This is a genomic window from Achromobacter sp. NPDC008082, from assembly GCF_042957345.1.
GTDB lineage: Bacteria > Pseudomonadota > Gammaproteobacteria > Burkholderiales > Burkholderiaceae_B > Achromobacter > Achromobacter kerstersii_A.
In genome coordinates this window covers 330,950-343,978 of sequence record NZ_JBIBIB010000001.1, presented here as the reverse complement: position 1 = coordinate 343,978, position 13,029 = coordinate 330,950, and the positions used below count along the sequence as shown (strand labels likewise).

General features: G+C 65.3%; 11 protein-coding genes. 2 read left to right on the top strand and 9 right to left on the bottom strand.

Going from position 1 to position 13,029, the window contains the following annotated elements; genetic code table 11:
* Positions 1-16: 16 nt before the first annotated feature.
* Positions 17-1,009, top strand: a complete 993-nt coding sequence (locus ACFZAI_RS01580) for a Bug family tripartite tricarboxylate transporter substrate binding protein (protein WP_391565271.1) — start codon at positions 17-19, stop codon at positions 1,007-1,009.
* Between the two features lie 66 nt (positions 1,010-1,075).
* Here the strand turns inward: ACFZAI_RS01580 and ACFZAI_RS01575 are convergent, their stop codons facing one another.
* Positions 1,076-1,546: a tRNA (cytidine(34)-2'-O)-methyltransferase gene (locus tag ACFZAI_RS01575; protein WP_054420619.1), complete on the bottom strand. Its 471-nt coding sequence runs from the start codon at positions 1,544-1,546 to the stop codon at positions 1,076-1,078.
* 184 nt (positions 1,547-1,730) lie between these two features.
* Positions 1,731-2,414, bottom strand: coding sequence for a ComF family protein (locus tag ACFZAI_RS01570; RefSeq protein ID WP_391565270.1), 684 nt, complete (start codon positions 2,412-2,414; stop codon positions 1,731-1,733).
* 117 nt (positions 2,415-2,531) lie between these two features.
* Between ACFZAI_RS01570 and ACFZAI_RS01565 the strand changes: the two genes are divergently transcribed.
* On the top strand, positions 2,532-3,467 hold the full coding sequence (locus ACFZAI_RS01565) for a methyltransferase domain-containing protein (RefSeq protein WP_391565269.1): 936 nt from the start codon (positions 2,532-2,534) through the stop codon (positions 3,465-3,467).
* A 27-nt stretch (positions 3,468-3,494) separates the two neighbouring features.
* Here the strand turns inward: ACFZAI_RS01565 and ACFZAI_RS01560 are convergent, their stop codons facing one another.
* From ACFZAI_RS01560 to rsmB, 7 genes are all read right to left on the bottom strand, one after another.
* Positions 3,495-4,739 (bottom strand): YbdK family carboxylate-amine ligase, encoded by a 1,245-nt coding sequence (locus ACFZAI_RS01560; protein ID WP_391565268.1) that lies wholly within the window; start codon positions 4,737-4,739, stop codon positions 3,495-3,497.
* 327 nt (positions 4,740-5,066) lie between these two features.
* Complete coding sequence (locus ACFZAI_RS01555) at positions 5,067-6,536, bottom strand: TrkH family potassium uptake protein (protein WP_391565267.1); 1,470 nt, start codon at positions 6,534-6,536, stop codon at positions 5,067-5,069.
* Positions 6,537-6,589: 53 nt separating this feature from the next.
* Positions 6,590-7,969, bottom strand: coding sequence for a Trk system potassium transporter TrkA (gene trkA / locus ACFZAI_RS01550; protein WP_391565266.1), 1,380 nt, complete (start codon positions 7,967-7,969; stop codon positions 6,590-6,592).
* Positions 7,966-8,658 carry a response regulator gene (locus ACFZAI_RS01545; RefSeq protein ID WP_391565265.1) on the bottom strand — a complete coding sequence of 231 codons (693 nt, stop codon included), beginning with the start codon at positions 8,656-8,658 and terminating at the stop codon, positions 7,966-7,968. Before ACFZAI_RS01545 ends, trkA begins: the two co-directional genes overlap by 4 nt.
* Positions 8,659-8,669: 11 nt before the next feature.
* Positions 8,670-10,985: an ATP-binding protein gene (locus ACFZAI_RS01540; RefSeq protein WP_391565264.1), complete on the bottom strand. Its 2,316-nt coding sequence runs from the start codon at positions 10,983-10,985 to the stop codon at positions 8,670-8,672.
* On the bottom strand, positions 10,982-11,572 hold the full coding sequence (locus tag ACFZAI_RS01535; protein ID WP_391565263.1) for a DUF4390 domain-containing protein: 591 nt from the start codon (positions 11,570-11,572) through the stop codon (positions 10,982-10,984). The genes ACFZAI_RS01540 and ACFZAI_RS01535 overlap by 4 nt, the downstream gene beginning before the upstream one ends.
* A gap of 39 nt (positions 11,573-11,611) precedes the next feature.
* Positions 11,612-12,949: a 16S rRNA (cytosine(967)-C(5))-methyltransferase RsmB gene (gene rsmB / locus ACFZAI_RS01530; RefSeq protein WP_391565262.1), complete on the bottom strand. Its 1,338-nt coding sequence runs from the start codon at positions 12,947-12,949 to the stop codon at positions 11,612-11,614.
* Positions 12,950-13,029: the final 80 nt, after the last annotated feature.

Here is a 13,029-nt window from a genome sequence, read left to right as displayed (position 1 = left end):
CGAGGAGACATTCTTCATGACGCAAACCCGCAAGCTCCGGGTCGGCCCGCTTCTGCGCGGCCTGTGCCTGGCTCTAGCCGCCGTGCTGCCGGCCGCCGCCCATGCCGACTGGCCCGATCACCCGATCCATATGGTCGTGCCCTTCCCGCCCGGCTCGTCGCCGGACATTCTTGCGCGCACGATTTCCGAGCCGCTGTCGCAAGCGCTGGGCCAGCCCATCGTCATCGACAACAAGCCGGGCGCGGGCGGAAACATCGGCACGCGCATCGTGTCGCAGGCCAAGCCTGACGGCTACACCTTGCTCTACACGATCAACGGCCCGCTGGTCACTGCCCCCACGCTGTACAAGAAGACGCTGGGCTATGACCCCATCAACGATCTGGCGCCGATCACGCTGGTAGGCACGAGCCCCAACGTGCTGGTGGTGCCGGGCAGCCTGAAGGTCGACAACGTCCAGGACTTCGTCAAACTCGTCAAAGGCCGCGGCAACTCGCTGAACTACGGTTCGGTCGGCCCGGGCAGTTCGGCGCATCTGGCGATGGAAATGTTCAAGGAAAGCGCGGGCGTGGACCTGGCGCACATCCCCTATTCGGGCTTCCCGCAGGTCATTACCGCCATCATCGGCGGGGATGTGCAGGCCGGGTTCATGGTGCCCGCCATCGCCGTGCCGCAAGCGCGCGACGGCAAGGTCAAGCTGCTGGCCGTGACCAGCCTGCAACCCAGCGAAGCGCTGCCGGGCGTGCCGACGATGGCCTCGCAAGGCTACCCCGACTTCGAAGCCATTTCGTGGAACGCGGTGCTGGCCCCGGCAGGCACGCCCACCCCGATCGTTGAACGGCTCAATAGCGAGCTGGCGCGCATCATCAACAGCGACGCCGTGCGCAAGCAACTGGCGTTGCAGTACTTCACGCCCGCGCCGTCCACACCAGAAGCCCTGACCGCCCGCATCAAGAATGAGAAGGCGCGTTGGGACCAGGTGATTGAAAAGCTGAACCTGTCGCTGGATTAAGCAGGGTTCAGGCTCAAGGCTCGCGCCCTGGGGTGCTCGCCAAAGGTACGGATTCAGGCGGCGTGCTTATACGCCGCCTTCAAACCCTTGCTGGCGCCACGCTTCGAACACCGTCACCGCGACGGCGTTCGACAGGTTCAAACTGCGCTGCCCGGCGCGCATGGGCAAGCGCAGGCGCTGCTGGGGCGCGAACATCGCCTGATGTTCATCCGACAGCCCGGCCGTCTCGCGGCCGAATACGAACACATCTCCCGGCTTGAATCCGATGTCCGCCACGCTGCGCTGCGCCTGCGTCGTCAGCGCGTAGATGCTGGAGGCGTCGGCGCCGGTATCGTCCAGCGCTTCCTGCAAGGTGTCGTGCACGCGCACGGGCTGCCACTCGTGATAGTCCAGGCCGGCGCGCCGCATGCGGGCGTCGTCCAATTCAAAACCCAGCGGGCGCACCAGGTGCAATTGCGCGCCGGTGTTGGCGCACAGCCGGATGGCGTTGCCGGTGTTGGGGGGAATCTCGGGGCAGACGAGGATGACGTGGAACATGGCAGGGAGACGGTGGGGGAAGACGAATGACGACACAGCAACGCGCCGCCTGGCGGAATTGTCGCCGATTTGCGGGGGGGGAAGGCGTGTGGGGTAGCGGTGGATGAGGTCATGGCGGGCGAGGTCATGGCGTATGGGGTCATGGCGTATGGGATCACACCGTAGGGGATCATGGCGTGGGGAATCACGGCGTACGCGCGGCCACCAGCACGGTCACCCCGGCCGCGCCTGCCGCCAGCAACGCGACGGCGGCGGCTTCAACGGTGCTGCCTGTCGTCATGACGTCGTCCACCACCGCGACATGCCGGCCCCTCACCGACGGCGCGCCCTGAAATACACCCGCCGCCACCTGCTGCCGAGCGCGCCGGCCCAACGCTGTCTGCCGGGGCGTTTCGCGCCGCCGGCGCAGCGCGTGGCGGACAAGCGGCACATTCAGTTCCGCCGAGAGGCTGCGCGCGATCTCCGCCGCCGGATTCATCCCGCGCAGGCGCAGCGACGCGCGGCTGGCGGGAATGGGGGCCAGCAAGATGCCCTCGGGCAACCCCCCTTCGCTACGAACGGCGTCAGCCAGCAGGCGCGCCAGCGCCGGCGCCATGCTCAAGCGCAGCTGGGTCTTCAGCATACGAATCAGGGCGTCGGCGGGCGGTAGATAGTCGAACGCGACAATCGTGCGCTGGTAGGCGCGCGGGGCGCCCAGACAAGCCGGGCAGGTTGACGCCGTGGCGGGCAGCCGCAAGGCGCAGCGCGGGCAACGCGGGCCGCTGCCCGGCGGCGCGGCGGTGATATCAGCCTGGCATCCGCCGCACAGCCGCGCCCCGGCCACACGCGCGCCGCATAGCGGGCAGTCGCAGCCGATCCGGGACGCCAACCACCGCCCCATGGCCTGTAGGGGCAATCGGGTGCGTCGGCCGGGATGCGCAATAATGGGTGCCATCCCCCATGAAATCATGTTCCGCCCCGCGGCGACGCCGCGGGCGTGACCGAAATGTCCCTGCCAGAATCCGCTCCTCTCCCCACCCTTCCCATCGTCAGCGCCGACGTGCCGCGCCAGTTTGCCCGCCGTGGCGACCTGTCTGACGCTCAATTCCTGTATGGCGAAGTCGCCCGCCGCATGCTTGGCCGTCTGCAATACATACGCGTACAACCGCAAGCGATGCTGGATGCGGGCTGTGGGGCGGGTGACAACCTGCCGCTGCTGCGCGAACGCTATCCAGACGCCGCCTACACCGGGCTGGATAATTGCGAACCGCTGCTGGAGCTGGCCCGCAAGCGCCACGCGCCTGCGGGCCTGGGCGCCTGGATCGGCAAGCTGGCCCGCCGCGGCCCCTCTGCCCCGGCCTTCGTGAACGCTGATCTGGCGGAAACCGGGCTGGCCCCGGAATCGCTGGAACTGGTCTGGTCGAACCTGGCGATGCACTGGCACCGCGCCCCGCACGCCGTGCTGGCCGAATGGCGCCGCATCCTGAAGGTGGGCGGGCTGGCGATGTTCTCCTGTCTGGGGCCGGCCACGCTGCGCGAACTGCGCCAGGCGTTGACCGACGCCGGCCTGGCGACCGCCACGCCGTCCTTCGTAGACATGCACGACTTTGGCGACCTGCTGGTGGAAAACGGCTTTGCCGACCCCGTCATGGACCAGGAAATCCTGACCTTGACCTACCGCAGCCCCGAAAAGCTGCTGGCGGACGTGCGCGCGCTGGGCGGCAACCCGGCTGAAGGCCGTCGAGGCGGGCTGGTCGGCCGCGATTGGCGCGACCGCCTTGTCGCCGCACTGGAAGCGCAGCGCCGGCCCGACGGGCTGATCGCATTGAGTATTGAAGTGGCCTATGGCCACGCCTGGCGCGCCGCCGCGCATCGAACGGTAGCCGGAGAAACCCGGCTGTCCGTCAGCGCCATCGGCGGCCGCCAGCGCGCAAACCCCTGAACAGGGTCCGCGCCCCGGAACGCATGCCTAGTGCAAGCGTTCCGGCAGGGGCACGCTGACCCCCGGTTCAGACGCCGACAAAGGCTGCATCGGCTCGGAGTTCGCCCGGATACGGCGGCGCAGCACCGCCGTGGGCTCTGCGGGGGCAGCGGCAGCCGCCGACTCGCCACGCCAGGCGTGCGACATGGCATCCACCACCAGCGGCAGGTCACGCAGGCGATGAAACTGGCTGCGCAGCCAGCGCGCATCGTTGCCGCTGCGCATGGCTTCGTCGCGCAGCGCGGCGATCATGTCGCCCGTACCCAACTCTTCCGCCACCGGCATCAGACGCTGGAACAAGGCGCGCAGATGGTCGATCAGGCGCAGGCGCTGGCCGTCCGGCGTGACATAACTGCCCTGCAAGCCGAAACGGCAAGCCTGGAAGTGGTTGCTGCGATAAGACAGCCACGCCTTGTCGCTGGGGTCGTCCTCACGCATCAGCAACACGGCCAGGGCCTGGGCGAATGCCGCGATCTGGCAGGCGCGCTCAACCGTCAGCGGCGTGTCGCAGACGCGGATCTCGACCGTGCCGAACTCCGGCTTCGGGCGAATATCCCAGTACAGGTCCTTGATGCTTTCCGCCAGGCCGTATTCACGCAGCTGGGACAGATGGGCCTCGAACTGATACCAGTCCTTCACTTCGGGCGGCATGTGGCCAGCCAGCGGGAAGCTGTTCACCGCGTTCAGGCGCGAGCACGAAAACAGCGTATCCACGCCCTCGCAGTACGGCGACGAGGCCGACAGCGCGATGAAGTGGGGCACATAGGGGGACAGGCGGCGCAGCAGCTTGATGGAATCGTCGCCGCTTTTCACGCCCAAGTGGATGTGTTGGCCAAAAACCGTAAATTGACGCGCCAGGTAACCGTACATTTCGGCCAGGTACTGGAAGCGCGGGGTGTCCGAGATAGACCGCTCTTGCCAACGCATGAACGGGTGAGCCCCGCCCCCAGCAACCGAAACGCCGACCGCGTCGGCCGCTTCGACCAAGGCGTCGCGCATCTCGCGCATTTCAGCCAGCAGGCCCATGGGGTGCTCATGCACCGAGGAATTCAGTTCGATCATTGACCGCGTGATTTCCGGTTTAACGCGATCGGCAATGGGGTGGTTGGCCATCTGGGCCAACAGTTCATCGGAGGCAGCGGTCAAATCAAAACTACGGGGGTCGATCAGTTGCAGCTCGAGTTCGATGCCCAAGGTGTTGGGGGCCGACGAAATGAACGGGATCTGTTCCATCTCGGACTCCTTTGAATGTTTGATGAGGGATGCGCCGTTCGACCTTGAAGCCCGGCAACATCCCGGGGGGCACTAGACGGCAGCTTGTGAACGCATGATAGCCGCAGGTTTGTGGCAAAACGATTGAAAATCGTGACATTTGTGTGCAACATCGCGAAGCATCCGGTTTTGCCCTCTGAGGATAAGTGAGCAAGTGCTTACAACATAGAAACGGCGCGGGTTGCGGGCCGATGGCGGCGGCAATCCCAGTCTGGAAGCGGATTTCGGGATGGGGTGGGATAACCCTTTATCGGGTTATCCCGGATGAAAATTCGAGCCCGGTGGCCCTTATTTACGCCAGAAAATGGGCGTGAACAGCACGAGCACGGTCAGCAATTCCAAGCGGCCAATCAGCATGGCGAAGGTGCAGACCCAGATCTGGAAATCAGACAGCACGGCGAAGTTGCCCATGGGGCCCACCGGGCCCAAACCCGGGCCGGTGTTGTTGACGCTGGCGAAAACGGCCGAGAACGCCGTAATCGGGTCCAGGCCAGAGAGCAGCAGCAGGCTTGTGAAAACCGCGATAGAAAGCCCGTAGAACAGCATGAAGGCCAGCACGGACGACATGGTGCGGCCCTCTACCGCGCGGCCGTTGATCCGCACCGGGCTGACCGCATGTGGGTGCAACATTGTTACAAGCTCGTTGCGCGCCTGTTTGACCAGCAGGATCGCGCGAATCATCTTGATGCCGCCCCCGGTTGACCCGGCCGACGTCGCAAAACCGGACAGCAGCAGCATCGTCAGCGGCGCAAACAGGGGCCACTGCGCGAAGTCCGTGTTGGCGTAACCTGTGGTGGTGGCCATCGAAATGGTGTTGAACATGCCGTAGCGCAGCGCTTCCAGCGGCTCGGCGTAGACGCCCTTGACGTACAGGAACATCGAAATGACCAGCCCCACGCCCAGCACGATGACCAGGTAAGGAATCGCTTCCGGGCACCGGACATAGGCGCGCGGGCTGCGCTGGCGGAAGGCGTTGAAGTGGGTGGCGAAGTTGATGCCGGCGATCAGCATGAACACCATCGCCACCATTTCCACGGCGACCGAATCGAAATGGGCGAAGCCGTCGTCCCAGGTGGAAAAACCGCCCAGGCCCATCGTGGTGGCCATGTGGCACCACGCTTCAAACCACGACAGCCCCACGGCCCGATACGCCAGAAAGCACAGGATCGAGAACACGAAGTACACCGCGTACAGCGCCTTGGCCGTGCTGGCGATGCGCGGCGTCAGGCGTTCGTCCTTCATGGGTCCGGGCGTTTCGGCCCGCACGACCTGATGGCCGCCCACGCCCAGCAGCGGCAAAATCGCCACGGCCAGCACCAGGATGCCCATGCCGCCAATCCAGATCAACGTGGCGCGCCACAGGTTGATCGACGCGGGCAAGGCGTCCAGATTGGTCAGCACCGTGGCGCCGGTGGTCGTCAACCCGGACATGGCTTCGAAATAGGCGCCCGTGAACGACAGCGGCAGCCCCGCGCCGTGGAAGTACAGCAGCAGCGGAATTGCGGCTAACAGCGGCAGCCCCGCCCATACGGCCGACACCAGCACAAAGCCGTCACGCGCCCGAAGCTCACAGCGGCTGCGCCGGGTCAGCGCGGCCAGCCCGCCCCCGATGCCCACGGATATCAGGAAGCCATTCAGGAACGCCTGGCGCGCGGCATCGCCGCCGACATACGCGACCACCAACGGGATCAGCATGGTGAGGGCGAACATCACCATGGTCAGACCCAAGATATAGAGGGTGCCCAGGACGCGCTTCATGGGAGCCTATCCAGCGGCGCGTGGCCCGCAACGGAGCATGGGAACGGCGCGCATCAGAAGAAGGACGCCGAGACTTGAAACAGCTTTTCCACGCGCGGCATCTGCCGGCGCGAGGGCACGAAGACGATCACGTGGTCGTCCGTTTCGATAACGGTGTCGGCGTCGGGCAGGATGATTTCGTCACCCCGGACCAGGGCGCCGATGCTGGCGCCCTTGGGCAGGCTGATCTGGCCAACCGGCCGGCCCACTACCTTGGAGGTGGAGCGGTCGCCGTGGGCGATGGCTTCCAACGCTTCCGCCACGCCTTGGCGCAGGCGGTGCACGGCGGCCACGTCGCCGCGCCGCACATGGCGCAGCAGTTCGCTCATCGTCGCCTGCGACGGCGATACGGCGATGTCGATATGGCTGCCCTGCATCAGCTCGCCATACGCCTGCCGGTTGATCAGCGCGATCACCTTGCGGGCGCCCAGCCGCTTGGCCAGCAACGACGACATGATGTTGTCTTCGTCGTCGCTGGTCAGGGCCAGCCAGGTATCCATGTCTTCGATGTTTTCGCGTTCCAGCAGGGCCTCGTCCGTGCCGCTGCCATGCAGCACCAGCACGCTGTCGGGCAACTGGGTCGCCAGGTATTCGCAACGCTTCAGGTCGCGCTCGATGATGCGGACGCTGTACTTTTCTTCGGCCAGCTGGCGCGCCAGACGCAGGCCGATATTGCCGCCGCCGGCGATCATCACCCGGCGCACGGCGCGCTCGGCGTCGCGCAACTGCCGCACGGCGCGGCGCGCATCGCGCGAATCCACCACCAGCACGACCTCGTCGCCCGGAGCGATCACGGTGCCGCTGCCCGCCCGCAGCGGGCGTCCGCCGCGCAAGACGTCGATCACGCGCGCCTTCACGTCGGGCCAGACATCTCGCAGTTTGTCGACGGGCGAATGCGCCATCGGGCTGCCATGGCCGACCCGCACGGTGACAACGCTGATGCGGCCTTCAGCGAATTCGACGACCTGCAAGGCCTCGGGGAATTCGATCAGGCTGTGCAGATAGGTCGTGACGCTGCGTTCGGGGCTGATCAGCGCGTCGATGCAGAAGCCGTCTTCGCTCATCAATTCCGGGTGTTCCGGAAATTCGGCGGAGCGGATGCGGGCAATGCGGCGGGGGATGTTGAACAGTTGGCGGGCGATCTTGCACGCCACCATGTTGGCGGCGTCAGAGGCCGCACAGGCGATGAACAGGTCGGTATCGGCCGCGCCAGCGGCTTCCAGCACCGACACTTGCGAGCCGTCGCCATGGACGACCCGCAAGTCGAAGTGTTCTTGCAGGTACTGCAACTGCGTGGGATCAGAATCCACCACGGTGATGTCGTTTTCCTCGGACACCAGGTTTTCGGCCACGCTGGTGCCTACGCGACCAGCGCCCATGATCAGGATTTTCATGTGCTGCGCTTGCGCGCCGACTCGATGCCCAATTGCTTGAGCTTGCGGTAGAGGTGAGTACGTTCCAGCCCGGTGCGTTCCGACACACGCGTCATGCTGTGGCTTTCGCGGACCAGGTGGTATTCAAAATAGATGCGTTCGAACTCGTCGCGCGCTTCCCGCAGCGGCTGATCCAGCGAAATGCTGCCCAGTTGCCCGTTGGACGCCACCGGCGCGTCATTAGCGGGCGCCGTCGTCAGCACGGGGGGATCAAGCTCGTCTTCAAGCGCCACGGTGGCGCTGGCGGCGGCAGGATGTGCGGCAACCGGCGCCGGGTGCGGCGCGCGGCCGCGCGCCAAACCCGCGGCAACGGTCTTCAAGAGACGTTGCAGCGTGATCGGTTTTTCCAGGAAATCCATGGCGCCAATGCGCGTCGCTTCGACTGCGGTATCGATGGTGGCGTGGCCGCTCATCATGATCACCGGCATGTCGAGCAGGCCTTGCGAGCCCCACTCTTTCAGCAGACTCACGCCATCGGTGTCGGGCATCCAGATGTCCAGCAACACCAGATCAGGACGCATGCGAAGGCGTGCGGCGCGTGCTTGCGCCGCGTTTTCGGCCAGTTCGACCGTGTGTCCTTCGTCGTAAAGGATCTCCGACAAAAGCTCGCGTATACCGACTTCGTCGTCAACCACCAGAATTCTGGCCATAAAGCATCCACCTATTGCGTAGCCGCATTATCCTTTTCTTGCGCGGTCGCGTCCATAGTGTCTGTCCCGGGAGCCAGCCGGGTCAACAAGATGGAAATCCGCGCGCCTCCTTCCTTGCGGTTGGCAAGGTCGATACGTCCGCCATGCTCTTCCACAATCTTGCGTACGATTGCCAATCCTAACCCAGTCCCGTGGGACTTTGTGGTTACGTAGGGCTCGAACGCGCGCTGCATCACCTGCGCCGGAAAGCCCGGCCCGGTGTCGGCAACGGTAAATCTCAGTGCCTGCTGGTCGGCCCGGTCGGGCTGTTCGCTGCGCATTAACTGGGTTGTGACGCTGACCCGGCCCTCGCCGCCCAGCTCGGCAATCGCGTCGCGGGCATTAGACAGCAGGTTGTGAATGACCTGGCGCAACTGGGTGGGATCGCCTTCAATCTCGGGCAGACCCGGCTCCAGCTTCACGTCCAGGTTCAGCGCCTTGCCCACATGGCGCGACGCCGCGCCATCGGGCTCCCAGCCATATAGAGACAGCACATCGGCCACCAGCGCGTTGAAATCTATGCGCTGCATGACGGCCGGCGGCGTGCGGGCGTATTCGCGGAAATCGTCCACCATCTGCTTGAGCGACGCCACCTGATTCACGATGGTGTTCGTGGACCGCGTGACGATCTGGGCCTCGGCCGGTTGCAGCTTGCCCTCCAGCTTCATGGCCAGGCGTTCGGCTGACAGCTGAATCGGCGTCAGCGGGTTTTTGATTTCGTGCGCCAGCCGGCGCGCCACTTCGCCCCAGGCCACGGTCCGGTTGGCCGAGATCACTTCGGTGATGTCATCGAACACCACCAGATACCCGTTGCCGCGCCCATCCACCCGCAAATGGGTGCCGCGGGCCAGCAAGGTCAGCGGGTGCGGCGCGGCAGGCGCATCACCCTGGGCCGGGCTGATTTCAAACTGCTGCTGCCAGTGCTGGCGCTCGGAGCCCACCGCCGCATGCGTCGAAAACGCCTGCCGGACGATGTTGGCGAATTCAAGCATGCCGTCCACGGTTTCCAGCGGCCGGCCAATTACCGAACGCAGGTCCACGCCCAAAATGGTCTGGGCGCCCTGGTTGACGGTGGTCACACGGAACGACTCGTCAAACACCAGCACGCCCGATGACAGGTTCGACAGCACGCTTTCCAGATAAACGTTCGACCGCTCCAGCTGCTGGCGATTGCTTTCGACCATCCGCCGCGCCTCGTCCAACTGGCGCGTCATGGCGTTGAACGAGCGCGTCAGCTGGCCAACTTCGTCGCGTTCCGGGGGTTCTGGCAGCGGCCGGTAATCGCCCACACCCACTGCCTGCGTACCGCCCGCCAGGCTGAGCAGCGGACGCACCAGCCGCTTGGACAGCGACAACGCCACGGCGATGGCGCCGAATGCGGCCAGCAGCAGCGCCAGCGTCAGCGTAATGCCGTAAAGCTTGCGCAGCCCTAAGCGGGATAACGCAAGCTCCTGATAATCACGGAAACCTTGTTGCACCAGATTGGCGTTGTGCGCAATTTGTTCTGGCACGGGTTGCAGCAGTTGCAGCCAGCGCGGTTCAGATGCCGCGCCCAGCAGATTGTCGTAACGGTCCGGGCCAGTCAGGGGGATCACCACCCGCAGATGCAGGCCGCCCTCGGCGCCCGGCGTGACCGGGTCGTCGGCTTCGGCCGCCGAATAGCCGCGCGCGAGCCGCAACTGGTTCATCACGGTCGACGGCGGCATCGCGGGCAGCAACTGCCCGTACTGGCTGGTCGAAAACGCGATCATGCGGCCGCTGCCCGTGAACACCATGGCCTCTTGTACGCCATTGGCTTCGCGCAAGCGGGTCAGGGCCAGCGTTACGCCGCTGTCAGTGCTGCGGTTCAGCTCCATCGCCATCGACCGGGCGCGCGCATCCAGGTCGGCCAGCAGCGAATCCAGCGCCGCGCGGCCCAGGTTCAGGCCGGCTTCCAGCGCCGTGTCGACCCGCACGTTGAACCAGGATTCGATGGATCGCGACATGAACTGCACCGACACGGTGTAGATCAGGGCGCCCGGAACGACGCCGATCAGCGCAAAAGCCAGTGAAAATCGCGCAGTCAGGCGCGCGCCGAACTGCCGGCGCCGGATCTGCCGGGCCAGCCGCACCGTCAGCGCCACCACCCAGACAAACAGCGCCAGGGCGAAGATGCCGTTCAACACCAGCAGCGTGTCGTAATACCGCGCAAAGCGCGAGGCATTGCCCGTGGACCATGCCAGCAAGCCCAGCAACGCCAGGCCGCTTACGGCACCCACCATCAGGGCCAGCCGAAGCAACAGCCTCATGAGGGATCTTTCTCCTTGTCGCTCAGCATGAACGAGAAGTCCATCCAGGGAGTCCCCTGCGCCCACGAGCTGCTATTCAAGGCGTTGACCTGGAACGGCCGGGGCAAGAGCGAGGTGTCCAGACGCAAGCGCAATTGGCCGCCATACAGCACCCCTTCGTCAAAATCAGCGGCATCCGCCACCGGCCAGTTGCGGATATGGCGGATGACGCTCATTGCGTCATCCAGCGAAGCCACGGGGAAAGACAGTTCGCCCACGCCCGCGCGCCATTGCCGGGTCAGGGCGTTGTAGACCACCCGCCACGTGCGCGAGGTGTCCACTAAGGACTTGTCGAACCACCACCAGCGCTCGCGCGTCATGGTGAGGTCAGCAGTGAAATAGAGCGGGACGCCGCGCTGGGCGGCGTCCCGCAACTGCTGGTTCAATTCGAATTCGATATCCGCGTCGATCTCGAGCTTGCCGTTACGCACGGCCGGTTCGACCCGGGTGACCTTGGGCTCGGCGCCATAAACCTCGCCGCCCGGCACTAACGAAAGCAAGGCAGATACCAGCAACAACCCAAGAAATAAGCGAGAAATAATGGACATACGACACCGAAACACCGTCATGCCCCTATTCTTGGTGATTCAGGACTGCTTGGCAAACAAGGCGTAGAAAAACCCGTCATGTTGCTCGGCGGGTGTTGCATTGAGCGCAACTGGCAGCAACTGGCCCGGCGCTTCCAGCCGCTGGGCTTCCGGATGGCGCTGCATGAATTCCAGCGCCTGGCGGGCGCCCTCGATCGGGAACACCGAGCACGTCACATACAGCAGCCGGCCGCCAGGCGCGACGGTTTGCCACAGCGAATCCAGAATCTTGGCTTGCAGCGTGGCGGTGCGGCGCACGTCGTTTTCACGGCGCAACCAGCGGATGTCGGGATGCCGGCGCACGATGCCCGAGGCCGTGCAGGGCACGTCCGCCAGCACCGCATCAAAGGGCTTGCCGTCCCACCAGGCGTCCAGATCGGCGGCATCGGCCGCTTGCAACTGCACACGGTTGCCAGCCAGACCCAGGCGACCCAGGTTTTCTTCGACGCGCTCAAGGCGTTCGCCGTCGGCATCCAGCGCCACCAGATCAATGTCGGCCAGTTCCAGCAGATGCGCCGTCTTGCCGCCGGGCGCCGCGCAGGCGTCCAGCACGCGCATGCCGTCAGCCGGGGCCAGCAGTTCGGCCGCCAACTGCGCGCCCGCATCCTGCACCGACCACCAGCCTTCGGCAAAGCCGGGCAACTGGGCCACAGGCTTGGGGCTGCCCAGCACCAGGCCAGACTGGCCCACCGGCTCCGCCGCCAGCCCTGCCGCCTGAAAAGCGGCCAGCACCTGTTCGCGGGTCGCGCGGCGGCGGTTCACGCGCAGCGTCAACGGCGCCGGCACATTGGCGGATTCCAGGATCTCGCGCCATTGCTGCGGATAAGCCACGCCCAACTGCTTCACCCACCAGCCGGGATGGTTCCATTGCGCCTCGGGGCTGTCGGCTACGGCGGCCTCAAGCGCGGCACGTTCCCGCAGGAAACGGCGCAGGCACGCATTCAGCATGCCCTTGAAGGACGACAGGCTGCGGGTATTGGAGGCAGCCGTCACGGCCTGGTCCACCACGGTATGCGGCGCATACACCGGCATGCCGGGCAGCGCCGCGGCGGCGTCGCCCTCTTCTTTCAGCAAGGTCAAGGACACCAGCAGCAGCGATTCAAACAACACGCTGGGATAGCGCTGCACCAGTTCGCGGCCAACGGCATCAGCCCAGCCCAGATAACGCATCGCGTGGAAAGACACGGCCTGCGTGGCCGGACGCAGGGCGGAACTGACGTCGGTCAACGCGTCCGTCAAGGAACGGCCGTCCAGCACGCCCTCGACCACCCCCGCGCTGGAAAGAAGAACGGAGGAAAGCGGGGGGGCAAGATTTGGGGAGTCGGAACGCGTGGACATGGTGGGAATTCAAAGGATAAGACCGATATGGTAGCCGCACCTGGACGAATGGCGGCCCGCGCGTCAAACTTGCCGCTGCC